24 protein-coding genes are annotated in these 25594 nt (G+C 53.4%); 4 read left to right on the top strand and 20 right to left on the bottom strand.

Annotation, left to right across the window (positions count from 1 at the left end; translation table 11 throughout):
• From IB213_RS17610 to IB213_RS17535, 16 genes are all read right to left on the bottom strand, one after another.
• Nucleotides 1-1391: retention module-containing protein (locus IB213_RS17610; RefSeq protein WP_192408137.1), on the bottom strand; the 1391-nt coding region annotated here is incomplete at its 3' end.
• A gap of 220 nt (nt 1392-1611) precedes the next feature.
• On the bottom strand, nt 1612-2109 hold the full coding sequence (locus IB213_RS17605; RefSeq protein WP_225561184.1) for a response regulator transcription factor: 498 nt from the start codon (nt 2107-2109) through the stop codon (nt 1612-1614).
• A gap of 159 nt (nt 2110-2268) precedes the next feature.
• A complete protein-coding gene (locus tag IB213_RS17600; RefSeq protein WP_225214240.1) occupies nt 2269-3579 on the bottom strand; it encodes an HlyD family type I secretion periplasmic adaptor subunit in 1311 nt (436 codons plus the stop codon).
• Nucleotides 3580-3650: 71 nt separating this feature from the next.
• A complete protein-coding gene (locus IB213_RS17595) occupies nt 3651-5846 on the bottom strand; it encodes a type I secretion system permease/ATPase (protein WP_192408147.1) in 2196 nt (731 codons plus the stop codon).
• 49 nt (nt 5847-5895) lie between these two features.
• Nucleotides 5896-6132: a hypothetical protein gene (locus IB213_RS17590; RefSeq protein ID WP_191724203.1), complete on the bottom strand. Its 237-nt coding sequence runs from the start codon at nt 6130-6132 to the stop codon at nt 5896-5898.
• A gap of 88 nt (nt 6133-6220) precedes the next feature.
• Nucleotides 6221-7585 (bottom strand): TolC family outer membrane protein, encoded by a 1365-nt coding sequence (locus tag IB213_RS17585; RefSeq protein ID WP_370551237.1) that lies wholly within the window; start codon nt 7583-7585, stop codon nt 6221-6223.
• Between the two features lie 518 nt (nt 7586-8103).
• Nucleotides 8104-9006 carry an SAM-dependent methyltransferase gene (locus tag IB213_RS17580; RefSeq protein WP_192408125.1) on the bottom strand — a complete coding sequence of 301 codons (903 nt, stop codon included), beginning with the start codon at nt 9004-9006 and terminating at the stop codon, nt 8104-8106.
• Nucleotides 9006-9626: a DUF1415 domain-containing protein gene (locus tag IB213_RS17575; RefSeq protein WP_192408123.1), complete on the bottom strand. Its 621-nt coding sequence runs from the start codon at nt 9624-9626 to the stop codon at nt 9006-9008. The genes IB213_RS17580 and IB213_RS17575 overlap by 1 nt, the downstream gene beginning before the upstream one ends.
• A gap of 149 nt (nt 9627-9775) precedes the next feature.
• Nucleotides 9776-10942: a deoxyguanosinetriphosphate triphosphohydrolase gene (locus tag IB213_RS17570; protein WP_192408146.1), complete on the bottom strand. Its 1167-nt coding sequence runs from the start codon at nt 10940-10942 to the stop codon at nt 9776-9778.
• Nucleotides 10943-11016: 74 nt separating this feature from the next.
• Nucleotides 11017-12141 carry a 3-dehydroquinate synthase gene (gene aroB, locus IB213_RS17565; RefSeq protein WP_318244930.1) on the bottom strand — a complete coding sequence of 375 codons (1125 nt, stop codon included), beginning with the start codon at nt 12139-12141 and terminating at the stop codon, nt 11017-11019.
• 95 nt (nt 12142-12236) lie between these two features.
• Entirely contained in the window at nt 12237-12788 is a 552-nt protein-coding gene (locus IB213_RS17560) for a shikimate kinase (RefSeq protein ID WP_370551236.1), read from the bottom strand.
• A gap of 72 nt (nt 12789-12860) precedes the next feature.
• Nucleotides 12861-14930 carry a type IV pilus secretin PilQ gene (gene pilQ / locus IB213_RS17555; protein WP_191724207.1) on the bottom strand — a complete coding sequence of 690 codons (2070 nt, stop codon included), beginning with the start codon at nt 14928-14930 and terminating at the stop codon, nt 12861-12863.
• Complete coding sequence (locus IB213_RS17550; RefSeq protein ID WP_192408121.1) at nt 14930-15478, bottom strand: pilus assembly protein PilP; 549 nt, start codon at nt 15476-15478, stop codon at nt 14930-14932. The genes pilQ and IB213_RS17550 overlap by 1 nt, the downstream gene beginning before the upstream one ends.
• Nucleotides 15475-16176: a type 4a pilus biogenesis protein PilO gene (locus IB213_RS17545; RefSeq protein WP_192408120.1), complete on the bottom strand. Its 702-nt coding sequence runs from the start codon at nt 16174-16176 to the stop codon at nt 15475-15477. The genes IB213_RS17550 and IB213_RS17545 overlap by 4 nt, the downstream gene beginning before the upstream one ends.
• A complete protein-coding gene (locus IB213_RS17540) occupies nt 16173-16793 on the bottom strand; it encodes a PilN domain-containing protein (protein ID WP_192408143.1) in 621 nt (206 codons plus the stop codon). The genes IB213_RS17545 and IB213_RS17540 overlap by 4 nt, the downstream gene beginning before the upstream one ends.
• Nucleotides 16790-17866, bottom strand: a complete 1077-nt coding sequence (locus tag IB213_RS17535; RefSeq protein ID WP_191724211.1) for a pilus assembly protein PilM — start codon at nt 17864-17866, stop codon at nt 16790-16792. The genes IB213_RS17540 and IB213_RS17535 overlap by 4 nt, the downstream gene beginning before the upstream one ends.
• Nucleotides 17867-18104: 238 nt before the next feature.
• Between IB213_RS17535 and IB213_RS17530 the strand changes: the two genes are divergently transcribed.
• Complete coding sequence (locus IB213_RS17530) at nt 18105-20486, top strand: penicillin-binding protein 1A (RefSeq protein ID WP_191724212.1); 2382 nt, start codon at nt 18105-18107, stop codon at nt 20484-20486.
• Between the two features lie 66 nt (nt 20487-20552).
• Here the strand turns inward: IB213_RS17530 and cyaY are convergent, their stop codons facing one another.
• A complete protein-coding gene (gene cyaY, locus IB213_RS17525) occupies nt 20553-20891 on the bottom strand; it encodes an iron donor protein CyaY (protein ID WP_191724213.1) in 339 nt (112 codons plus the stop codon).
• 12 nt (nt 20892-20903) lie between these two features.
• Here cyaY and IB213_RS17520 point away from each other — a divergent pair, with 12 nt between their 5' ends.
• Both IB213_RS17520 and IB213_RS17515 read left to right on the top strand, forming a co-directional pair.
• Nucleotides 20904-21077 carry a lipoprotein gene (locus tag IB213_RS17520; RefSeq protein WP_192408119.1) on the top strand — a complete coding sequence of 58 codons (174 nt, stop codon included), beginning with the start codon at nt 20904-20906 and terminating at the stop codon, nt 21075-21077.
• Between the two features lie 108 nt (nt 21078-21185).
• Nucleotides 21186-22019 (top strand): MBL fold metallo-hydrolase, encoded by an 834-nt coding sequence (locus IB213_RS17515; RefSeq protein ID WP_191724215.1) that lies wholly within the window; start codon nt 21186-21188, stop codon nt 22017-22019.
• On the opposite strand, the gene IB213_RS17510 is transcribed toward IB213_RS17515, so the two are convergent.
• Both IB213_RS17510 and msrP read right to left on the bottom strand, forming a co-directional pair.
• The gene (locus tag IB213_RS17510; protein ID WP_225214234.1) at nt 22009-22620 is read right to left on the bottom strand and encodes a sulfite oxidase heme-binding subunit YedZ; all 612 of its coding nucleotides are present in this window, start codon (nt 22618-22620) and stop codon (nt 22009-22011) included. The genes IB213_RS17515 and IB213_RS17510 overlap by 11 nt on opposite strands.
• 26 nt (nt 22621-22646) lie before the next feature.
• A complete protein-coding gene (msrP, locus tag IB213_RS17505) occupies nt 22647-23600 on the bottom strand; it encodes a protein-methionine-sulfoxide reductase catalytic subunit MsrP (protein WP_192408117.1) in 954 nt (317 codons plus the stop codon).
• Nucleotides 23601-23670: 70 nt separating this feature from the next.
• On the opposite strand from msrP, the gene IB213_RS17500 reads away from it, so the two are divergent.
• Nucleotides 23671-24207, top strand: coding sequence for an ImmA/IrrE family metallo-endopeptidase (locus tag IB213_RS17500; protein ID WP_192408116.1), 537 nt, complete (start codon nt 23671-23673; stop codon nt 24205-24207).
• A gap of 189 nt (nt 24208-24396) precedes the next feature.
• On the opposite strand, the gene IB213_RS17495 is transcribed toward IB213_RS17500, so the two are convergent.
• Entirely contained in the window at nt 24397-25527 is a 1131-nt protein-coding gene (locus IB213_RS17495) for an acyl-CoA dehydrogenase family protein (protein ID WP_191724219.1), read from the bottom strand.
• Nucleotides 25528-25594 lie beyond the last annotated feature (67 nt).

Here is a 25594-nt window from a genome sequence, read left to right as displayed (position 1 = left end):
AACTTCAGCGAGGCAATCGCATCCGAGCCTGCCGTAAAGGTGATGGCATCTTGGGCAAAGTCAGGGTTGGCAGGCGTACTGCCGCCAGCCAGGTTCTGGTCATCCAGCGCCAGGGTGATGACCCCGCCGTTGGGGCCCGAGACCACCGGGCCGGGACCATCGGTCACCGAGATGGTGTGCGTAGCGCTGCTGGTGTCGTTGTCGCCATCCTTGGCACTGAGTGTGAAGTTCACATTCACGCCGCCGGCGTTGTTCAGACCACTGGCGGGCACAAAGCTCCATGTGTTGTTGGCATTGATCGTCAACGTGCCCTTGCCGGTGTTGATGCCCGTGCCGTACGCCACCGTCTGTGCAGCACCTCCGTCGATCGAGATCGTGAAGTTGGCCGGTGTCACACCATCGGCACCTGCCGCCAGGTTCCACGCCCCGGTGATGGCTGCTGCCCCTTCCACCACGCTCGCCGCTCCAGACAGCGTCACCACCGGCACGTCGTCCACGATGGTGATAACAATTTCGCCCGTACTAGTCACACCGCCCGAACCCACCACACCCACAGCAATGGTGTCAGTCAGTGTGTTATTGCCATCACCGCTGGCATGCGCCTGAGCTGCCGTGAGCGTGTATTCATAGCTGACGGTGCCATTTTGGTTGCCAGCATCCGAGACAAAGCCCGTGATTTTGATCGTGCCGTCAGGTGTGTTCACAGGGGGCAGTAGTGCCACATTGCCCTTGAGTTGAGCCAGTGAGTAGCTCACACCACCGATGGTGATTGAGGCAATACCATCGCTGGCACTTACGCTGAAAGTGCCGCTGCTTGTTTCGCTTGTCGCTTCATTACCCAGCCCTGCCTCATAGACTGTCTGGGCATCTGATCCGATGCTGGCCTGCGCTGGAGGGGCTGGTTCATCATCTTGAGCTACCACCCCACCAGAGATGAAGTTTTCAGTGCCAGCGGAAATGGAGCGAGGATATTGCAGCGCTAAGGGTGTGGTCCGTTCGATCACACTGGCAAGCCGCACATAGGTGCTGCCTGCACCTTCACCACCAGAAAGCGTCGCCGCTGTAGGGTCCAGCTCTGCCAGAGGGTCTTGCCCATCATTCAACGCTGTGATTAATGCATTGACATCTGCATCTACCGGATTGGCGATGGCCGCTTCGCTCGGCTCTGCCGCTTGAAATAAATCCTCAGACAGCTTGAGCTGCTGATCTGCTGCAATCTGAAGAACACCATCTTCATTACCCTGAAGAGACAGCTGGCTTCCTGCCGCTGTGACGATGTCTGCATCAATGGGGATGCGCATTCCAACACGCAATGGCTGCAAGCTGCCATCACTATTGCGAACCCAGGCCTGACCTTCCAACTTGGTAATCAATGCAGAAGTATTTGCCATCACATCTCTCCAAAAGGTGAACACTAGTGGCGCCAAAGCGCCGCCCTTGGAGAAATATTAGGAAATGGATACTTGCAAAGCTATTGGCGGCAAAGCCAATAGATCAACCGCTTGGACGGTTAGGCTTGCTCTTTATGGATTTGCCCTCAAAAGATGACAATCAAAGCTGCTCAATTCGCACAATCAGGCAGCTGCTTTCTCCTACAAACAGCGCCAGCAGCTAGCGCTGTATGCCATGCACTTTGAGCGCCAGCTTGAGACGGTCATCCACATGCAATTTTTCAAATACTGAAGACAAATGTGCACGCACGGTTCTTTCGGTGATCAGCAATTGCTGTGCTATTTCTGCGTTGCTGTGTCCGGTCGAAGCAAGTCGGGCCACCTCTTTTTCTCGCACTGAAAGCAACCGAGCCCAGTCACTCTCGGTGATCACCGGTAAGCGCTGCTCAATGTCTTGCAGCATTCTCTGCAAGAGACTGCGGCCCAGCCAGATTGCGCCTGTATCGATGCTGTTGACAATCAGCACCAAGGCGTCATTTGACAAATGCGTATGCGCATAGCCGCAGGCACCTTTTGCCAGCACCAGCTGCCCTTCAGCGTCACTCATGTGGGCGCTGAGCACCAGCACACGCAAACCATCGAAATACTGTTGCCACCCATCTTGGGCATTGGATTGCTTGAGCAACGCCATATCCACAATCACCAGGTGATTGCCCATGGACTTCCAGTGCAAGACGTCTTGTAAATCAACGCCTCGATACGGCTTCTTTCCTGCTTCTGACAAAAGTTGCCATCTTTCCCACAGGCCAGCATCCCTCGTCACGATCAAAATAGGCTGTACTTGCATCTTTTCCTCACATGCATAAAGAAGACAAGCTCAACGCTCGGTCAAAGCATTCGCTTTGGCTCTCAAAATAGGTTTCAGCAAGTACTGCATCAACGTGCGCCGCCCAGTCAGAACATGCACTTCAGCCTGCATGCCTGGGATGATCGGGCGCGAGTTATCTCCCACATGCACCTTGTCCGTTCGCACCTTCACGATGTAGTACGAGTTACCCCGTTCATCCGTAATGGTGTTCGCTCCAATTTGCTCTACCTTGCCGGTCAAGCCTCCATAGATGGCGAAGTCATAGGCCGTAAATTTGACCTCTGCTTTCTGTCCAAAATGCAAAAATCCGATGTCTTTGGGATTGACCTGCACCTCCAGCAGCAAACTGTCATCCATGGGCACGATGTCAAGGATGTCTTTGCCAGGCTGGACTACACCGCCGACGGTATTGACCATCAAGGTATTGACTGTTCCACGCACAGGAGAGCGTACTTCTGCCAGCTTGACCCGATCTGCCAGCGCAAGCTGCCCTTGCTCCAAGGTAGAAAGTTTGGACTTTGTCTCTGACAGCTCCACGCGAGCCAGGTTGCGCACATTGAGCTCCGCTTCTTGCACTTTGCGCTGCGCCTCCTGAATCGCTGCCTGGATACGCCCAATTTGCGCACCTGCCGCTTTGGCCTCGCCACAAAAACGAGCCACATCACGCTGCAAGCGCAGCAAATCAACCTCGGAAACCGCTCCGCTCTTGAGTAATGGCCGGGTTACAGCCAGCTCTTCAGACGTCAAACTGCAGCTGGATGTGGCTTGATCACGGTTGGCAGCTGTTTCCCGCAGCTCCTGCTGCCGCTGGTTCAGTTGATCTCTTGCAATACTGATGGTGGTGTCAAGCTCCTGAGTTTTGGTTTCCCAAAAACGCCGCTCCATCTGCACGATCTGTGGGGCGTCTCTCATCACATCTTCTGGCACCTTAAAGACATCACCTGTAGCCAATGCCTCCAAACGCGCAGCCTTGGCTTTCAGTGCCAGTACTTCTGCCTTGCTTTCGCCCAATGAAGATGTAAAACGCGTAGGGTCAATGCGCAGTAACACCTGCCCCAATTCGATGTGCTCCCCCGGTCGAACCAAGATTTCCTCGACGATGCCCCCATCCAGACTTTGAATGACCTGCACCTGCCGAGAGGGCACAACTTTGCCTTGGCCGCGCACAACTTCGTCAATGTGGCCAACACACGCCCAGATCAACAACACCACAACAGCAAGCAGTGCACCCCACAGCAGCAGGCGTGAGCCCTTGGCTTGCTGCTGACCGGCTGCCCATTGCGCATCTGCAATCAAATCATCTTGCTGCAGGCCCGTCATCTGGGAGTCACCTTGCAGCAACCAATTTTCCCAACGCTCTCGCCATGTTTTTTTACTGGTCTCGGGCTTGTTCATGAGCGACCTCCTGCACGAGCAATACGCCCTGACTTCAGCGCCTCAATCACCTGCTCCTTAGCTCCATCTGCGACCACTTTGCCGGCATCAATGACAATCAGGCGGTCAACCAGCTCCAGCAAAGCAGTTCGGTGTGTGACCAAGACAATCGTTTTGTCACCGCTGCTTTCTTTCAGTCGGGTCTTGAGCAAAGCCTCACTCTGGTTGTCCAAGTTGCTACTGGGTTCATCGAGCAACAAGATGGGCGGGTCCTGAATCAGTGCCCGGGCCACCGCAATGGACTGGCGCTGCCCTCCAGATAAAGACTCACCCCGCTCGCCAATCGGCATTTCATAGCCCTGCGGGTGCTCTGCTGCGAATTCATCTACCCCAGCTATGCGCGCGGCATGCAGCATGTCAGCTTCTGTCGCATAAGGTGCGCCAACGAGCAAGTTGTGCTTGAGGCTGCCATAAAAAAGCATGGGGTCTTGGGGCACATGCCCAATCGAGCGGCGCAAATCTATGGGGTCAATCTGCCGTACATCGACGCCATCAATCAAGATCGCGCCCTCTTGCGGCTGGTACAGCCCCAAGATAAGTTTTTCCAGCGTTGTTTTTCCAGACCCGATGCGCCCGATCACGCCCACCTTTTCACCAGGCTTGATCACAAAGCTCACGCCGCTTAAGGCAAGCTGATCAGACTTGGGGTAGCTAAAGCTCACATTCCGAAACTCAATGCCCCCATGCAGTACGGGACGTGAAACAAAGTCACGCTCCTTGCCATGTTCAACAGGCATCTTCATGTAGTTGTCGATCGACGACAGCGATGTCTTGGCGTTGTGGTACTGCATCATCAGCCCCGCAACCTGGCCCAAAGGAGCAATACACCGCCCGGAGATCATTGACGCGGCAATGATCCCACCCATCGACAGCTCCGTAGCCTGAACCAGGTAGACACCGATAATCACCACCGCTACGGTGACCAGTTGCTGCATGGTCTGCACAAAATTCACGTTGGCCGCAGAAATCAGTTTGATCTTGCCGCCAACAAAAGCAATGTATTGAGTGGCACTTTCCCACAGCCGCTGCACACCGCCTTGTGCGTTGAGCGTCTTCACTGCATCCAGATTCGTCAGGGTTTCAACCAGTAATGCATTGCGCTGCGATACGGCCTGAAACGTTTTGATCGTCAAACTCTCAAGGCTCGCCTGGGCATAGAAAGAAACCAGCAGCACAGCCAAAATGGCCACAATCGGCGGAATCAGCATCCACGGAGATATCCAGGCCAGAACCACCAGGAAGAGCAAGACAAATGGAAGGTCCACCAAGGTGGTAAGGCTTGCAGAGGCGATAAAGTCGCGCACCGATTCGAAAGAGCGCAGATTGGCAGAAAAAGAGCCCACCGACGCTGGCCTGCTTTCCATGCGCAAATCCAGAACCTGCTCCATGATTTGTGCGGACAAAGCCACGTCAATACGCTTGCTTGCCGTATCCACGACATATGCGCGTGCTGTGGTCAGTACAAAGTTGAACCCCAGAATCAAGCTCACACCAATGGCCAACACCCACAGCGTTTCCACTGCGTTGTTCGGCACAACACGGTCGTACACATTCATGCTGAACAATGGAATCGCCAGTGCAAACAAGTTGATCAGTACTGCAGCAAGAAAGGCATCGCGATAAAACCGCTTGCTACCCAGTACCGCAGCCCAAAACCAATGTTCGCTACTGTTTTTTAAGCCTTGCTCTGCGCGCTTTTCAAATCGAAATTGAGGTCGTACAAAGCACAGGTAGCCCGAGTACATGTCCAGCAAATCTGCAGCTGGAACCTCCACAGGGCTGGCGGCCTCCGGAAACTGCACCAGAAAACGCTGTGCATCCAGCTGCTGCAGCAAAAGCGCAGCACGGTTATTTTTCAGCAGCAAGATCGCTGGCAGCAACCCTGCAGGCACCTCATTTAATTCACGCCTCACAATGCGCGTCGTAAAGCGCGCCCGTGCTGCTGCACGCTCAAGCAAGGAGGGGGTTAAACGATTGCCCACCAAGGGCAGCCCACTGCTCAGCGCTTGCGCCGAACATGGCGTTCCGTGAATACGCGTTAGCTCCACCAGACACATCAGCAACGGATCGTCTTGCGTGCTGTGTGGCGGCAAACGAAAGTTGTTCGCTGGTGCGGCGGGCGAACCACCATCAGCTACATCTGCAGACTGCATTGAACCCGACGGCGCATCTTTAGGTGCGTTCATAGATACCTCTTGCGTGTCAGATCAAAATGTCATCGTCGGGCATGAGGTCTAGCGAGTTGCGCAGTCGATCTCGCTCCTTCTTGCGCTCATTGAGCTTGGCCAGGGCATGCGGGGGCAGATCCGTCAGGCGCAATGTCCCATTGGTCAGCAATGCGTCAATCAAATCTTCCAGCACACGGATGAAATCCTCATCAAGTGCTGAAAAATTCTGTTTGCCTTTGTGAGGCTCGTCTTTTATATCTTTATGAGCCATACCGCCCTCCCTCGAGGTAAGCAACCATGCTTGCATGCTTGCTTACACAAGAGCTTCAGTGAATCGTACTTTGCGCAGGTCACGCGCCTTATTTGGGCATTTGTTTCAAAGCCACAGGTGTCAAGTTACTTGTGTCAGGCAATGTATCCATGCAGGCGCGCAACGGCTCGTCAGGTAAGACCAGCGCCTGTTGCTCTTCAGGCTCTGCATCGCGATGGGGTTGTACTAACCCCAAATTAGGCAAAACCTGGTTGGAAAGAGCCAGCCAGTAGTACTCTGCTTTCTTCAGGTCATAGTCGGCATTGATCATGGCTCGCCGTGCATCGAACAATTCGTTTTCGGTGTCCAGCAAGTCCAGCAAGGAGCGCTGACCAATGCGAAATTGCTGCATGTAGGCAACGCGCACCTTGGAAGTGGAGAGCTCATGCTCACGCAAGAAAGGCAGTTGCTGGCGCAAGCGGACAATGTTGTTCCATGCCACCGACAGCTCCTGCTGCACGTTACGGCAGGTGTAATCGCGAACATCCTGTGCCGCATAGCCTTGTGCGGCAGTCTGACGAATACGCGCCGAATCTGCACCGCCGCGGTAGATCGGATAAGTCAGCATCAACTGGACGCGCGAGCTTTGCACGTCGCGATACAACGCGCCAGGCTGTTCACGATCTCGCCCGGTTGAGGCACGCACATCCAGTGTCGGCGCGTACCCGGCGGCCTTGGCTACTTTTTCACCCGCCTGCGCCGCTTGCACCAAAGCCTGCTTGGACAAGATGGCGGGATTCACCCGCAGTGACTCTTCAAAATTTTGCGTCTGGCCAATCACCGGCAAGCCTCCGGTGACCTCTGGAACAGCAGGCAATTGGGCTGCAGGATATTCACCGACTACACGGCGAAAACGCTGTGTCACGTCGTTGAGGTTATTGCTCTCCGTCATCAAGTTGGTCTGCGCCAAGGACAGGCGGCCACTTGCCTGCTCCATGTCGACACCGCGGCCTACGCCAGACTCCTGACGTTCGCGCAGCTGGCCCAGCGTGGCCGCGTGCATGGAGAAATTCTCTTGAGCCAGTGCTTGCATGGAGCGATAACGCTGCACGTCCAGATAGGCCGCCACCGCCTCGTTGGCCAGGTTGTTGGAGGTCGCGTGCAAATCGTAGTATTTGGACAGCTTTTCAAAGCCAAATTGGCGAATGCGGTTCGATGTTGCTCCACCATCAAAAATCAGCTGGCGCAACTCCACATTCCAGCCTGGACGGTTCCAGTCGTATGAGGGTGCATTTTCAATATTGCTGCGCCACTCGCGACCCGTCCAAGCCTGGGCCGTAATGCTGGGACGCCAGCCAGCACGTGCAATGTTCTGATCTTCCAGCGTAGAGACAAAATCTTGGTAGCGCGCATTGATTTCCGGATGCGATGTGATCGCGCGCTCAACGACCTGATTTAAACCGACAGGTGCCATTGCTTGCGCAGCCACTGCTGGCACCGCTTGTGGAGCAGTTGTCGGTGCTGCCTGTGGAGCCATTGCTGGAGCCGCTTGCTGCGCAAACGCACTGACTGCAAACGAGGTGATGCCCAGAGTCGTCATCACTTTGGAAAGGTTACGCATTTTCATAAGTGCACCTGCACAGGTAAGTGGTCGATTAATAGATAAATTCAATCGATAAACGGTATAGATTGAAAAACTACATAAATACTAATCTACTCACAAAAAATACACAATGAAATAGGATGGCACCCTAGAGCGACTTAAGAATTCTTGACGCTTCGTGCAAGACGGCACTTACCTGTGAAATCGGCAAAATCATCGATTAACAAAAAACATCAAGAACAACACTTCTATAAATTTTGTTAAACACTCTTTGGTGAGTTGGAGAATTAATTTACATAGCAAAAAGCGCTTAACTGTCTTGACTTTCAACTAATAAACATAGTGAAAACCAAGCCAGTTAAGCGCTTAAAGCTATACTTTAAATAAATTCAGCTCGTTTGTGCGGGTAGCGAAAAACGGTGTTGCGCCAAGCTCTCGAGTCCGAACTCTGTCAAAAGCTGCTGCAGACGCTCTGCAGCGCTGCGCTTTTTATGGCCGGTGTATCGTGCCACGATCAGCTCATTTTTCATGCTGTGCTCCCAGCCTACCAGCTCGGTTACCGTGACCTGGTAGCCACACGCCTCCAAATACAGGCAGCGCAGCACATTGGTAATCTGGCTGCCCATCTCACGGGTATGAATGGGGTGGCGCCACAATTCAGCCAGTGGCGTGCGTGTGAGGCTGAGCGCCTTGGTCTGCCGCAAACAAGCAGCAACCTCTGCCTGACAGCACGGCACCAGCACCATGGCTTTGGCTTTCTTTTGCAGGCCAAATGCAATGGCGTCATCGGTTGCCGTATCGCAAGCATGCAAGGCAGTCACCACGTCAAAACGTTCAGGCATGAAGTCGGCGCGCGTGGATTCGGCTACCGACATGTTCAGAAAATGCATCCGCTCAAAACCCAGTTCAGCGGCCAGTTTTTGCGAAGCTTCCACCAAGGGCGCACGGGTCTCAATGCCGTAAATACTGCCTTGGCCTTGCGGCTTGAAGTACAGGTCATACAAGATAAAGCCAAGGTATGACTTGCCGGCGCCATGGTCGGCCAGGGTCACTGCCTGCCCCTCTTTGCCCAACTCTTGCAAGATAGGTTCAATGAATTGGTAGAGGTGGTAGACCTGCTTGAGCTTGCGGCGCGAGTCTTGGTTGAGCTTGCCGTCACGCGTCAGAATGTGCAGTGCCTTCAGTAACTCAATGCTTTGACCTGGCTTCAACTCCAGCTGGGCTGCAATATCCTGGACAGCGGGCTTGGCGCTGGCGGTCTGGCCTTTGGCGGCCTTGTTGTGCTTACTCATTATTTCTTCTCAGTGGCGGCCTCATCCGTATCCCGCAGCGCGACCGGGCAGCGCGCAGCCAGATCCAGATCCAGCCAGCCTTCAATGCCCATTTCTCCCAGCACCTGCATATTGCGCTCGTAGATCATCTCCGCCTCAGGAAACGCTTCAACCGCCTTGTCAATGCTGTCTTCTCGCAGCAAATGCAAGATGGGGTAAGGCGCACGATTGGTGCAGTTGGTGACGTCGTCCACATCCGTGCCTTCAAACTGGAACAACGGGTGGAAAGAGGCCACCTGCAAAATACCGCCCAAATCCAGCTCTTCGACCAAGTCGTCGGCCAGCTCAGTGAAATCGTTGAAGTCCAAGAACTCTGCGAAGGCCTGCGGCAGGATCAGCAGCGTGGTGTCGCGCTTTTCTGGCGAGCTTTCTGCCAGAGCCTCTAACTCGCGGTGTAGATCAATGGCAACGCCCTCAGCATCGCTGGCCTGGCTGACCACATAGTGGATTTGGCCTTTGACATGTACGCTTTTGGCAAATGGGCACAGGTTCAGGCCGATCACGGCCTTCTCCAGCCAGCGCACCGTATCTGCGATGACGACGTCTTCAGGAAAGGCAAGTTCTGTGGTGGTATCGGTCATGTATTGGCCCCAAAAACAAATGGGGGCACCATGCCCCCTTTTGTGTTGTGTTTCAAATTTTAGCCAAGCACAGGCTTTGCTGCAGCCCACATAGCGATTGGCTGTTGCCCCAGCGCAAGTTCTCTCTCGCGCATGCTCTTGTCCCCAGCTTAAGCCAGCAGACGCTGGCCCGTGATGCGCTCATGCTCTTTGGCGGCATACCGGTCTGTCATCCCCGCCACAAAGTCTGCCACCACCCGTGCCTGCGCGGCTGCACTGCCCGCCTGCTGCGCACGCAACGCGTAGCGCGGCTTCATCATGCTCGGTTGCTGCAGGTAGGCATCAAACAATTCACGAACGACTTGTCTTGCAGCATCCATGGTCTGCATGACCTGCACGTGACGATACAGCTGGTGAAACAAGAAATGCTTCAGCGCTTGCGACTGCGCCTGCATATCGGGGCTGAAACTTACCAGCCGCTGTCCACAGGCTCGTACCTCATCAGCGCTTTGCACACCGGCTCGCTCGATACGCTGGCGGGTCGTGCCAATCACGTCGTACACCTGCGCACTGAGCATGCGGCGAATGGTTTCATACAGCAAACGCCTGTCCGCCTCTGGCTGAGCCAGCTGTGGATATTCCATCAAGGCCTGTGCATGAAAGTGTGCAAACAAAGGCACTGCTTGCAGTTGCTCGACGCTGATCAAGCCAGAGCGCACACCGTCATCCACATCGTGGGCGTTGTAGGCAATTGCATCTGCCAGATTGGCCAACTGCCCTTCCAGCGAGGTTTGCTGTCCGCTCAAGAAGCGGGCAGCAACGCCGCCGGGCTCCTGCGCCTCAAGCTTCAGTGCATTCGCGCGTGAGCAATGCTTGAGGATGCCCTCACGCGTTTCAAACGTGAGATTGATTCCGTCGTATTGGGGATAGCGTTCTTCCAGCGCATCCACAACCCGCAGACTTTGCAAATTGTGCTCAAAGCCACCCAAGCCCTGCATGCAAGCATTGAGCTCATCTTGTCCTGCATGTCCAAAAGGGGTGTGCCCCAAATCATGTGCCAGGCAAATGGCTTCGACCAAGTCTTCGTTCAGCGCCAGAGGGCGAGCAATGGAGCGCCCCAGCTGCGCGACCTCCAGTGAATGAGTCAGCCGCGTGCGAAACAGATCGCCCTCATGGTTCACAAAAACCTGTGTTTTGTAGACCAGACGCCGAAAGGCACTGGAATGCACGATGCGATCACGATCCCGCTGGTGCTCCGTGCGCGTTGGTGCAGCGGCCTCAAAATATCTGCGCCCACGTGTTTCTTGCGGTTGGCAAGCCCAAGGGGATAAAAGCAATTGCACAGGCAGCTTTCTCTTTGAATACAAAACACGCCAGCGCTGATTGAAAAGCGCAAGAAACTATCTTTTTATCAGCCTTGAATACCGACGCCTTGCATGCAGCAGGCATCAATGACTTCGCGCACCAAGCTATCGGGCGCAGAGCGCATGGTGGCGTTGCCAAGGCCGTCTATCAGCACGAAGCGAATCTCACCCGCTTGTGCTTTTTTATCCACGCGCATGTGCTCCAGGTATGCCCCTGCGTTATCGGTAGCATCGATCACGGCACCGCGGGTGGGCAGGCCTGCACGTGCAATCAACAGCGTCAGCCGGTCTACAAAGCTGGCATCGACCAAGCCCAGCCTTTGTGACAAGTGTGCAGCCATGACCATGCCTGCCCCAACACCTTCACCATGCAACCAGTTGCCATAGCCCATGCCCGCTTCAATAGCATGCCCAAAAGTATGACCAAAATTCAAAATGGCGCGCAGCCCCGCTTCTTTTTCATCTTGGCCGACCACCCAGGCTTTAATTTCTACACTGCGCTTGACAGCGTGCATGAGCGCTGCGGGCTCTAAGCTGCGCAGTGCATCCATATGTGCTTCCAGCCACTCAAAAAACTCCATATCCGCAATCGGACCGTATTTGATGATTTCGGCCAAACCTGCTGACACTTCACGCGCAGGCAACGTATCCAGTGATGCCAAATCACACACCACCAATTGGGGCTGATAAAAAGCACCAATCATGTTTTTGCCCAAAGGGTGGTTGATGGCTGTTTTACCCCCGACACTGGAGTCCACCTGCGACAACAGCGTGGTTGGCACCTGCACAAACGGCACTCCGCGCATGTAGCTGGCAGCAGCAAAACCTGTCATATCTCCAACGACACCACCGCCCAAAGCAAAAAGCACCGTCTTGCGGTCGCAGCCTTTACTCAGCAAGCCATCAAAAATCAGATTCAGCGTCTGCCAGTCTTTATGTGCTTCACCATCGGGCAGCACCACGGTATGCACTTGCTGGTATTTACTTTCTAAAGCGGCTTTGAGCTGCGCGGCATAGAGCGGCTGAACGGTGGAGTTAGTGACAATCAGCGCCTGTGCCGCAGGAGGACACTGCGCATAGGTGGAAGACCGCGCCAACAAATCTGCAGCAATCACTATGGGATAGGAACGATCACCCAAATCAATGTGGACGGTTTGGCTCTGTTGTGTCACGGCAATCATCTCTACAAACAAACAAGGCCGAAAACGGCCTTGGGGGGATGGTTCATCATTGCTTGGAAATCCAAGCATTCCACGTATTTATACCTTCAATCTTCGATTGCATTGCAGATCCCGTGTCCAGGCAGTAAACCAGCCAGCTCCGCCTGCATGCAAATTTTGCGGCTGACTTGAGAGGCATTCTGCCTGGCTGCATCAATCACATAGTGCGCGGTTTCCAAGTACAGCGGCCCACGCTCTTGCAGCAATGTGTGCAGCCTCTTGAGCGGGTCATCTCCCTGCATCAGCGGCCGCGTGGTGTCATTGCGCAAACGGCGAGCGATATCTTCTGGCAAGGACTGCAGATAAAACACAGTGCTTCGGGCTTTTAACACCTCTCGGTTTTGGGCCCGCAAGATGGCACCTCCACCGGTCGACAAAACACAGACCTGATCCTGCTGCAACAACTCAGCCAGTACCTGCGACTCAATGTCTCTGAACGCGGCTTCACCCTGCGCCGCAAAAAACGCCTTGATACTGCAACCCAGGCGCTGCTCAATCACGTGGTCAGTGTCTACAAAGCGCAGTTTCCACAGCCGCGCCAAATGGCGCCCAATGGTCGATTTTCCTGACCCCGGAAGGCCAATGAGAGAAAAGTGCACAGCAACTTCCTGATTCACAGATACACAAAGACCGCCCTTGGGCGGTCTTTGATTGTCGCCTACACCGCCGCGTTAGTTGCGAGCAATTGCATCCGTCACCATACGGGGGGTGATGAAGACTAGCATTTCACGCTTTGTCGATTCGCGAGTCCGGCTCTTGAACAAATTACCCATGACTGGAATATCTCCCAGCACAGGCACCTTGCTCACCTGATTGGTTTCTTCCATTTCAAAAATACCGCCAATCACCACCGTGCCACCGTTTTCAACCAGCACCTGGGTTTTGATATGTTTGGTATCAATGGCAACACCTTGCAGAGTCGTTTCTCCACGAGAGTCTTTGTTGAGATCCAGATCCAAAATGATGTTTCCCTCTGGCGTAATCTGAGGCATTACTTCCAGCTTCAACACAGCTTTTTTGAACGCCACAGTGGTTGCACCATTGGGCGCTGTTTGTGTGTAAGGGTACTCCGTACCTTGTTCAATGACCGCCTGGGTCTGATCTGCGGTCAACAAACGCGGGCTTGAAATCACTTTACCAACGCCTTCTGCTTCCATCGCAGACAGCTCCAGGGACAAGAAACGCGTCAACCCGGAGTTAAAAATACTCAAGGCCAGCGTGCTTGCTGAGCCACCCGTGGAAAGTCCTGCCGGCAAATTGACAAAAGGCGCACTGTTGCTTGTACCAAAGCTGTCATAGCCACTGCCCACACTGCCACGGCCAGCACGCTCATAGCCGCCACCGAATTTCACACCGAGTGAGCGCCCAAACGTATCACGGGCCTCAACAATACGCGCCTCAATCAGCACCTGACGCACAGGGACGTCTAATTTTTTAAGCAAATTGGCAATTTCTTCCAGCTTGCTTGGCGTATCTGTCACAAACAGCTGATTGGTCCGAGGTTCTGCAATGGCAGAACCTCGTGCAGACAAGAAACGCGTACTGGCTTCGCTGCTGCCGCTGTTATCCGCGATCTGCTTTTTCAGCTCCTCCGCTTTGGCGTAATTGATCTGAAAGCCCTGAGTGCGCAGCGGCTCCAGCTGTTCAATATTGCGTGCAGATTCATAGTCGCGCTTTGTTCGCTCATCAATTTCATCCTTTGGCGCAATCCACAGCACATTGCCGCTTTTCTTCATCCCCAAGCCCTTGGCTTCCATGATGATATTGAGCGCTTGGTCCCACGGCACATCTTTCAGCCGCAAGGTCAGTGAACCGCCGACGGTATCAGACGTGACGATGTTGAAATTCGTGAAATCTGCGATTACTTGCAACAGTGAGCGCACTTCAATATTTTGAAAATTCAGCGAAAGTCTCTCCCCCTTAAATCCCGGCCCACTGGTTAACTTACTGGGGTCAACTTTCTTTGGACGTACTTCCACCACAAACTGGCTATCACTTTGATAGGCACTGTGTTCCCAATCGCCTTTGGCATCCACCTGCAGCCGCACCCTGTCCTTACTCTGACTGGCAGTAATCGTCTGCACAGGCGTTGCAAAGTCAATGACGTCCAAACGCCGGCGTAATCCCTCAGGCAAGCTGGTTTTCATTAACTCGATGGTCAGGCCCTTGCCTTCTTGGCGAACATCAGCATTCACCATCGCAGAACCCAAGTTGACAACCAAACGCCCTGCACCGTCGCTGCCTCGTCGGAAATCAATATCCTTGAGAACGACGTTTCCGGCCTGCTCCTCTGAAGAGGGTATCAAGCGACGGTTTGAGGATGACGGCGGCTGCATGGCCGAGGCTTGCTTCGTAGGATCTAAAAACACCAATACGGAATTTCCGTTAATTTCAGTGCGGTAGGTCGTAGCAGTCTTCAAATTCAAGACAACCCGCGTTCGCCCCGAGGCCTCAACCACATTGGCAGTACTCAAATTCCCCTGCTGAATTTCTACCAAAGACTGTCCCATGCCATTGCTCGTACCAGGAAAATCCAAGGCAATCCTTGCAGGCGACTGAATCGCAAAACCCGTAATAGGCTCTGCCAGAGGTTCGGTGAGCTCAATGCGTACGACCTCACCTCCGCCTTGCATGGAGCCCGTTACCGATTGCACACTGGCAGCCCAAGCCATGGTTGAGAAGAATGTTGCAATCGCCATAGCCAAGCAACGAACAGTCAACCCATTTTTTTTATGCTGCATTACTTACTCCCCTCTTGCAGATCAAGCGTAGTTATTCTTTCCACCCAGTCTCCCGTGGCATCTTGAATAATTTCTCTCAGCTTTAAACTGCTTTCCCCAATTTGCACAATGCGGCCATAGTTCTGACCAAGATAGTTACCAGCTTTCACCTGATAAATGAGTTGATTGACCCGAAGCAGGGCAGTATTTTGGCCCTCTTTTTGCAAACTACCGACCATGGCCATGCTATCCAGCGGATAGCTTTCCAGCTCTTCTTTGCGGCGGCTCTGCTCTGCGAGCAACAATCCCATATTGGATGTATTTTTTGCAGCTTCTCTGCTTAAAACCTGAGTCAGTTTAAGCATGTTAAAAGGATCAAGCTCATTTGAAGCAATGTAGGCTTGAGGAGTGAAAACAGAAGGCTCTTTAAGCGTTTGTATGCGCGGTTTAGCTGTTGATTTCTGTGAAGCAACCCACTGCCTCAGATCATCATGATCACCTCCCCAGCAACCCGTCAGAGCAAGCAACACGCAAAGGCCAAAAAACCTCAAAGAACTTCTAGGCGTCATTTCGCAGCTCCTTTGGCCCTGGACTTCTGCGCTTTAGACTTCTGCGTTTTACTCTGGGACTTTATCTCTTCTGAATCCAAATATCTGTAGGTTTTGGCTGTGGCGTCCAGCAATAATGTCCCATCAGAGCCTTTCGGAGTAATAGAAACATTATTCAAAGTCACAATACGTGACAAATGGGAAATATCTGAAGCAAACAGCCCCATATCATGAAAATTCCCAGAAACACGAACCGAAATGGGTAGTTCAGCGTAGTAGTCCTGCACAGCTTCAGTGCCAGGCTTAAACAGTTCAAACTGCAAGCTACGCCCCAGACCCGCCTGATTAATGTCGGACAGCAGCGCAGCCATCTCCGACTTGCTTGGTAATTGCTTCTCTAGCTGAATCACAGACTGCTGCACCTGCTCTCTCTGCTTTTTCAACCCGTCAAGACTGACAGCCTTCAGCAGTTTTTTTTCAAAATCAGCTCGCAATGCAACCTCGACACCACGCTCACGCTGTAGATCTTCTTCAAAACCACTCAAATAAAAATACCATGCAGCCCCCGCCGTAAACAATGAAATCACAGCGCAAAGCAAAACCTTTGGAATTACAGGCCACAAAGAAGGATCTTTCGGATCCAAGTCTTGAAATTGCTCCTTGAGAGTTTCTACGTACCCCATCAAGTCAATTGAAATATTCTTTTTGGAGGTATTCATTGCTGTTTACCCCCTTTAACTGCAGGCGGAGAAGCAAGCTCTGTTTTTATTGTGCTCTCTGGCAGTACCAAGGAGAAATTCAAGGTGAAGTTCACAACCTTCCTCTGATCCTTGGGAGACAATACGACAGACCCGGCAACAATTTCCTTGAGATTAGGGCTTCTAAACCAAGGAGTCCCACCTGAAAGATTTCTCAATACCTCCGAAACACGCTCATTTGATTGAGCAATCCCCTTCATCTCCACCAGCAAGCCATTTTGTTTCAGCGAGGTAATATATAAACCCTCTGGCAACTGCCGAACGAGTTCATTGAGTAAATGCACAGGAAGATTCCGATTGGCTTGCAAGTCCTCTACCGCTTTTTGCCTCTCTCTGAGGGCCGTTATTTCGCCTTCAAGCCCTTCAATTTCTTTGATTTTCTGGTTCAGCACTGTGATTTCTGACTGCATGTAAGCATTGCGGCTTTGCTGTTCTTCAATTTGCAGCTGAAACCACCAATACACCAGCGCAGCAACCAGTAAACCTGCAATCACCGAAGCAAACATCGTGACTTGAAAAGCTTCCTTGCGTCGTTTACGTGCAACTTCTCTATGAGGCAGCAGATTAATCAGTATCACGAGTAAAACCTCCGCATCGCCAAACCGCATGCAGTCAGGTACATCGGAGCCTCATTTTTTAATTTACTCTGGTGCACAGTAGCACCCAGCTTCATTCCATCAAATGGATTCAGTAGATGCACTGGTACACCGGCCTGCTCCTGAACCGCCTTCACTAACCCCTGCACACCCGCGCTTCCTCCAAACATCGCGATATGTTGCACACTGTGATAAGGAGTGCTGGTAAAAAAGAATTGCAGAGCCCTCACTACATCTTGTGCAAGGCTTAATACAAAGGGAGAAAGCACTGAATCGGCATAATCTGCGGGCAAATCGCCAGTGCGTTTTTTCAGCTCTGCTTCTTCACTGCTGATGCCATACTGCCGAGCAATCAATTGCGTCAATTGCGCGCCGCCAAACCCTTGCTCGCTGTCATGCAGTATTTCGTCTCCCCGCACGATTTGCAGGCTAAATTGACGAGCCCCCACTTTAACCAGCGCAATCAAATCTTCATCTTTGACGTGCGGCTGCTCAAGCCAGCGGCCAGCGGCCAATCGCGAGGCGTAGGATTCAACATCCATGACAACAGGTTTTAAACCAACCAATACTGCCAAGTTATTGCGCTCTTCTACCTTTTCTTTGCGGGTAGCGGCCAGCAAAACATCCACATCACCCGGATTTTTTGCATTGGGGCCCATGACACAGAAATCTAAGCTGACTTCGTCCAGAGGAAACGGTATGTATTGACTGGCCTCCGATTCCACCTGAACTTCAAGCTCTTGTTCGCTTAAGCTGCCTAGCAAAACGATTTTTTTGGCAATCACTGAAGAATGTGGAAGCGCTAGCGCTACATTCTTTGTTCGTGTTCCACTTCTTTTTAGCAATCGCTTGAGTGCTTCAGCGACTTCATCAAATTTTTCGATGTTGCCACCAACAATCCAATCGAGCTCCAGAGGCTCTGAAGCACAGCGCTCCAGGATCCACGTGCCTTGACCATCCCGGTTCAGTTCGACCAGCTTGATAGCAGAGGAACTGATATCCAAACCTATAAGCGGCGATGGCGGCCGCTTAAAAAGGGATCCTATAGAGATCACAGCCCCCCTCCCGTTTCATCTTGATATAGAAATTAGCAATTTCAACACATGCTAGCAGCAAGGATATAAATCGACCAAGTGGACTTCACACCCTCTGCACACGCTATCGTTGTCAAAAGAACACGGCTTGATCCTTATCAGCCATCCCTTCTTCCCACATCGCTCTGCCACACACCCTTGGAGCGACAGAACAACAGGCCATTTTCTATAATGCCATTCCCCATTTGAGTGGAGCGTCATGCCTACCTCTCCCGAATCCAGCTCGAAGCAATCTTCCAAAAATTCAACGCCGCCCCCCCGTAAACACTGGCTTTTACGCGCCATCATCTGGCTGCTAGGGCTTGCAGTCGCTGGCGCGTTGGCCTTAGCCATGGTGATCGCTGTAGCGCTTGCCATGGCCTACCCCAACTTGCCTGACGTCTCAGAGCTGGCGGACTACCGCCCCAAGCTGCCTTTGCGCGTCTATTCAGCCGAAGGGGCCTTGATTGGGGAATTTGGCGAAGAGCGACGGACCCTCACGCCGATTGATGAAATCCCCAAAGTCATGGTCGATGCTGTTCTGGCCATCGAAGACACGCGTTTTTTCGAGCATGGTGGCGTGGACTACAAAGGCATGCTACGCGCTGCCTTGGCCAACCTCGGCAAGGTAAAAAGCCAAGGCGCGTCCACAATTACGATGCAAGTTGCGCGCAATGTGTATTTATCTACCGAGAAAACATACACCCGGAAAATTTATGAGGTTCTACTCACTTTTAAGCTAGAACACCTTTTATCCAAAGAGAAAATTCTGGAAATCTATATGAACCAGATTTTTCTTGGACATCGTGCCTACGGTTTTGCTGCTGCAAGCGAGGTGTATTTTGGCAAGCCGCTGAAAGATGTCACGATTGCCGAGGCTGCCATGCTTGCAGGCCTGCCAAAGGCTCCTTCGGCCTACAACCCCATCAGCAACCCTAAGCGCGCCCGCATCCGCCAGCTCTACATCATTGAGCGCATGGCAGAAAACGGCTTCATCACCGCTGAACAGGCACGTGTTGCCCGCGATGAGCCGCTTCAACTTCGCAACGCCAGCCACAGCGACAGAGTGAATGCCGACTACGTGGCGGAGATGGCGCGCCAACTGGTCTACGCACAGTATGGAGACGAGGCCTACACACGTGGCTTGAATGTCTACACCACACTTAACGCCAGCGAGCAAGAGGTTGCATATGCAGCTTTGCGCAAGGGCATCATGGACTATGAGCGTCGCCAACGCTATCGAGGCCCCGAAAAGTTCATTGCACTACCCAATGACAAAGAGGCCAGGGAAGATGTCATCGATGACACCCTCGCACAGCACCCAGACAATGGCAATGTACTGGCCGCCGTTGTATTGGAGGCCAGCGCAAAATCATTGACGGTTCAGCGGCCTGATGGAGAGACGCTGGTTATTACAGGTGACGGACTCAAACCCGTGGAATCGGGACTGAGCGACAAAGCCGCGCCTAACATCAAAATTCGTCAAGGCGCGGTAATCCGGGTCATTGAGACGGCAAAAGGCAAATGGTCAGCTACGCAGCTGCCAGAAGTTGAAGGCGCTTTCGTGGCTGTTGAACCCCGTACCGGCGCTATTCGTGCGCTAGTGGGTGGATTTGATTTTCAAAAAAATAAATTCAACCACGTCACACAAGCGTGGCGTCAGCCTGGTTCATCGTTCAAGCCATTCATATTCTCTGCGGCATTAGAGAAGGGCGTTGGCCCGGCCACCATGGTGAATGATGCCCCCTTGTTCTTTGGCTCTGGTGTCACAGGAGGACAGCCCTGGGAGCCGCGCAACTACGACAACAAGTTTGAAGGCCCCATGACCGTACGGACTGCTCTGGCCAAGTCCAGGAACATTCCATCGATTCGGATTTTAGACTTCACCACGCCCAAATTCACACAAGAGTGGATCACACGCTTTGGCTTTGATGCCAGCCGCCATCCTGCCTATCTGACCATGGCGCTGGGTGCTGGTGCCGTGACCCCGATGCAAATGGCCACCGCTTTTTCTGTGTTTGCAAATGGTGGCTACCGCATCAATCCTTGGCTGATCTCAAAAATCACCGATCACAAAGGCCGCATCTTGTCTGAATATGTGCCTAAGCCTTTGGAACAACAGCAACGCGCGATTGAGCCTCGCAACGCGTTTGTCATGAACAGCATGTTGCAAACCGTCGCAAAATCTGGGACAGCCGCTCGTGCGCAGGCCACACTCAAACGCCCTGACCTGTATGGCAAGACCGGAACTACCAACGATGCCGTAGATGCATGGTTTGCTGGATTCCAGCCCACCCTGGCAGCTATCACCTGGATTGGTTATGACAACCCTCGCAACCTCGGCTCCAGAGAAACCGGTGGTGGATTAAGCCTCCCGATATGGATCAGTTTTATGCAGCATGCGCTGAAAGATGTGCCTGTTGCCACATATCCCGTTCCGGAAGGTGTTGTGAACATGGGCGGTGAGTGGTTCTTTGATGAGTTCACAGGAGGGTCTGCAGTTACCAGCATAGGCATGGACAGCAGTTTCAACCCTGCAGAACCAACGGAAGCGCCCCCTCCGGAAGAGCGCAGCCGGATTCTCGATTTATTTCGCAACTAGGCCATGACAAAAAAAGTCCCAGTGATCAAACACTGGGACTTTTGACATTGGCTGCCACCAGCTAGCTCAGGTTAGCTTTGCTGTGAACGTCAGTGGAAGGCCTCCTTGCGCGCTGGCGAAGCGACTTAAATTTTCGAAGAACTCTCCACTGCCCTTGGTGTCTTTCCAGCATTGACCATCAAATTTATAGTGAAAGCCTCCAGCCTTGGCTGCTAGCCAAATTTCGTGCAATGGCTTTTGCTGGTTAATCACAATTTGTGTTTTATTGGGAAAAACCAAAGTCACAAGGCCTCCCACACGCTGCGCATCAATGTCAGCATCGACGTCGTCATTGAGACGGTCGCAGCACTGCTCAACGGCGAGCAACAGTTGTTCAGCTTTATCTAAATATTCAAGGTCGGTCATTACAATCCACTCATGTTGAATGTTTACCAAATTCTAGTCAGGTGCATTGCCCTTGCCGTTTGTACGGCGGCGCTCAGTGCTTGTGGTCAACGTGGTGACCTGTATTTGCCTACAGAGCCGGCGGCCCAGGATCGCGCCACCTTACCCGATACAGTGCTCCCGTCCATGTCTACCCCTGCCAAGTAGTACAAAACTGCCCCCACAGCCGCACCTCCAGCGGCTTGCGCTGTATCAAGCGCATCTTTGACCATCGCCTCTACAGTGCATGTTTGCATTCACGAGACATATACCTCGATGGCCATCGAACTCTATCGCGACAATACACACGCTTGCCTGATGTTCACGGACCTGATGGAGGAAGATGGGCAGGCTGTTCAGTGCAACCAGTTTCTCATCGTTGACAACGGAACAGGAGCCATCATTGATCCAGGTGGGAACTTGGCCTTCAATGAACTCTTCATGGGAATGACGCGGCATTTCCCGCCGAAAAATTTATCCTACGTCATCGCATCCCACGCGGACCCGGACATCATTGCCTCTCTCGATCGCTGGATGACCAGCACCAAGGCATCGCTCGTGATTTCACGTGTATGGGAACGTTTTGCACCCCATTTCACCAAGGTAGGGAAAACTGAAAACCGTGTGATAGGTGTTCCCGACTCCGGTGGGCGCCTGCCGCTCGGAAATAGTGAACTGCTTTTACTGCCAGCTCACTTCATGCACTCTGAGGGGAACTTCCATTTTTACGATCCCGTCAGCCGCATTCTCTTTACGGGTGACTTGGCCGTTTCGATGACCACAGGTGCTGAAGCTCGCAAACCCGTGGTCAACATCCAAGCACATATCCCGCGCATGGAAGCCTTTCATCGCCGCTACATGGTGTCCAATAAAATCCTGCGCCTCTGGACCAAAATGGCACGCCAGCTTGACGTGCAAATGTTAGTGCCCCAGCATGGTGCCCCTATTCTTGGGAAGAAGGCTGTCGAGGATTTTTACTGCTGGATTGAAAATCTGGAATGCGGCATCGACATCTTCAACGAGCAAAACTACCAGGTACCGTCGGCCTACATTGACCCTGTCACGCGACAAATGCGTGCGCCCTCATCTACAGCAACTGCTACAGCCTGACGGCTGACTGCGCGCTCCGCCGCTGGTACCAGCGCCACAGTCGCCAGGCCTGCAAGGTGGCAATCACGGCCACGTAGTACCAGACTTCCTGGGTATTGTTCTTGCCCTCACGCATCCAGTAAAAGTGCAGCAATACCAGCCACGCCGCCAGGTGCACCATGCGGTGCACCCGTTTCCAGCGTTTTCCACCCAAAGTGCGGATGGCAGCCTGGAACGAGGTGGCGGCAAGCACCGCCAGCAGCAGCCACGCCAGCATGCCTACGGTAATAAACGGACGCTCCAATACGTCCTGCCACATCTCCTGCCACTGCCAGCCCACCTCCAGCCACGCGTATATCAGGGCATGCAGCACAGCATAGAAAAAGCTAAAAAGTCCCAGCAGACGACGCAAGCGGCCCAACGCCGTCAGCCCTATGCCTTGCTGCAAAGGCGTCAGCGTCAGCACTAGACACAATCCGCGCAAGGCCCAGTCCCCGGTGGATCGCAGCAAGGTCTCAGCGGGATTAGGCCCCAGCTCTTGCGCCATCACGCGCAGGATCAGCGTTGCCAGTGGCAGCAGACACAACAGCCACACCGCAGGTTTGATCGTGGTGTGAGACAACCATGTGTTAAGGCGAACTAAGCGCATCAAAAATTACGCTGCAGGTCCAAACCACTGTACAGCTGCGCAACCTGATCGGCGTAACCGTTAAACATCAGTGTTTTGCGCTTTGGCGCAAAAATCCCTCCACCATCCAGCCGTCTTTCAGTGGCTTGGCTCCACCGCCGGTGAGGCACTTCGGGGTTTACGTTCGAATAAAAACCATATTCTTGTGGCGCTGACTTCATCCACGCGCTTTGGGGCATCTGCTCCACAAATCGAATCTTCACAATGCTTTTGGCGCTCTTAAAACCATACTTCCATGGCACCACCAAACGCAAGGGCGCTCCACTCTGCTTGGGCAGCACACGTCCATACATGCCAAAACTCAGGAGCGTGAGTGGATGCATTGCTTCATCCAGGCGCAGGCCTTCGGTATAAGGCCACTGCAGCACACGACTTTTCAAGCCGCGCATGTGCTGAGCATCGGCAACCGTAACAAACTCTACAAATTTCGCACTGCCCATCGGCTCGACCCTGCGAATCAACTCTGCCAGTGAATAACCAATCCAAGGGATGACCATGCTCCAGCCCTCGACACAGCGCAGACGATAAATACGCTCTTCCATGGGACTGAGTTTGAGCAAGTCTTCCAGTGCCCAGCGCCCAGGCTTGCGCACCAGACCTTCCACTTCGACAGACCAGGGATCAATGGGAAGCTCCTGCGCATAGCGCGCAGGATCTGCCTTGTCTAAGCCAAATTCGTAGAAGTTGTTGTACCCGGTTGCATCTTCGTAAGGAGTGAGCTTTTCCATCGTACGCGTACCAGGCAGTGCTGAAGGCACATGCGCCAGGGCAGGCGCTGGCACACCAGCCAATGCCTCGCGCTGTGCCCATACACCCAGCCCGGCTCCGACAGCACCGCCTGCCAGCCACTTCAGGTACTGCCTGCGTTCGGCATAAAACGACTGCGATGTGATCTCACTGCTGTTGATCGTCATACATGCACCTTACTTTCATGACCATGCGGGCATTGTCTAACGAATTGAGACCGCAGAGATAATGCGGCATATGGCACTTTTAGCAGAAGGTATTCTCAAGCTGCACTGGGATCAAACTGTTCCTGTGAATGTCGCGCACATCCTCAAACAAATGGGTGTCCGCCTGCAATTGCAGAACAACTTGGCTTACAGCGCGCTGTTGTCCATCTCCAGCGACAACCAGCCGCGTATTGTGCTAAACCAGCAACTGCCGAATGTGCACCAGCGCTACGTAGTGGCCCATGCACTGGCCCATGTCGCCTTGCACCATCTGCGACCCGGCAGAGAGCAACCGATACACATTGGCAGTGACTTTCGCCTGGACTTTAGCCAGCACCACACCGCCGAGGCCAATGACTTTGCATTGCGCCTGCTCATGCCAGAGCCGGCCTTGCGCTTCGCCGTAGAAGATATGCAGGCACGTAATGAAAACGAAATTGCCAGCGTCTTTGCCGTGCCACCACTGTTTGTCAAACAGCGTCTGTCCGAATTAGGTCTTGCGCTGTCTCGCGCACCGTCGCGACGACGCCATGGCTTCACAATTGACCTGGACGGCGTCAATCATTGAGCCACGGCGTCACGGTGCCACAAGCGCATGGACTGGGGCGCGGCGTTTAAATGGTGCGTTCAGCGTCAGCACATACGGGACAGGTCATCTCAGATGATCCTGACCGGGCGGCTTCACGAACCCGCCCTGCAGGCCCATGAAGCTTGACAATTGCGCACACTGAAACCCGCACACCACTGCTGGTGGCATTCAGGCCAGCGCACGCTGGATCAGAATTTTTTGCACATCACTGGTGCCTTCATAGATCTGACACACGCGCACGTCGCGGTAGATCCGCTCTACCGGAAAGTCACTCACCACGCCATAGCCACCCAAGGTCTGAATGGCCATGCTGCACACGCGCTCAGCCATTTCGCTGGCAAAGAGCTTGGCCATGGCAGCCTCCTTCAGACAGGGCAGGCCTGCATCGCGCAAGCTGGCTGCATGCCAGATCAACTGCCGGGCCGCCTCGATGTGCGTTGCGCACTCTGCCAGCCTGAAACCTACCGCCTGGTGGTTGAAGATAGGCTGGCCAAAGCTCTCACGCTCTTTGCTGTACTGCAGTGCACATTCAAAGGCTGCGCGAGCCATACCTACACTTTGCGCAGCAATACCAATGCGCCCCCCCTCCAACGCTGACAGTGCAATCTTGTAGCCCTCGCCCTCGGCACCAATCAGGTTGGCTGCGGGGATACGGCAGTTCTCCAGATTGATCTGCGCTGTGTCACTGCTGTGCTGGCCCAGCTTTTCTTCCAGCCGCGCCACCTGGTAACCGGGATTGGACGTTGGCACCAAAAAAGCGCTCATACCTTTCTTACCCGCAGCCTTGTCAGTGACGGCAATCACAATCGCCACATGGCCGTTCTTGCCACTGGTGATGAACTGTTTGACACCGTTGATCACATAGTCACCACCTTCTTTGACCGCCGTGGTGCGCAGCGCACTGGCATCGCTGCCCACATGCGGCTCGGTCAGGCAGAACGCGCCCAGCATCTGCCCCTGGGCCAGCGGGCGCAGCCACTGCTCTTTTTGCTGGGCATTGCCGTACTTCATCAAAATGGCGTTCACCGGGCAGTTGGTCACACTGATCACCGTGCTGGTGCCACCATCGCCAGCCGCAATTTCTTCCAGTACCAGTGCCAGGCTGATGTAGTTCAACCCAGCTCCACCCATCTCCTCAGGCACACAGATGCCATAAGCACCTAACTGCGCCAGCCCCTGGTGTACGTCCTTGGGAAAGTGGTGCTCCTTGTCCCAGCGTGCGGCGTGCGGCGTTATTTGTTCGCGCACAAAGTCACGCACCGCATCGCGAATCATTTCCTGATCTGGGGTCAGCAGCATGTCTTGTCTCCAATCGATGTAATTTGTTTTAGATACATTCAACCTCTAGCGCAATGTGCACAAGCGT

Source organism: Comamonas sp. CMM02 (assembly GCF_014851485.1).
GTDB lineage: Bacteria > Pseudomonadota > Gammaproteobacteria > Burkholderiales > Burkholderiaceae_C > Comamonas > Comamonas avium.
Note: the sequence above shows the minus strand (reverse complement) of the source record. Positions and strands in the feature narration are given on the sequence as shown.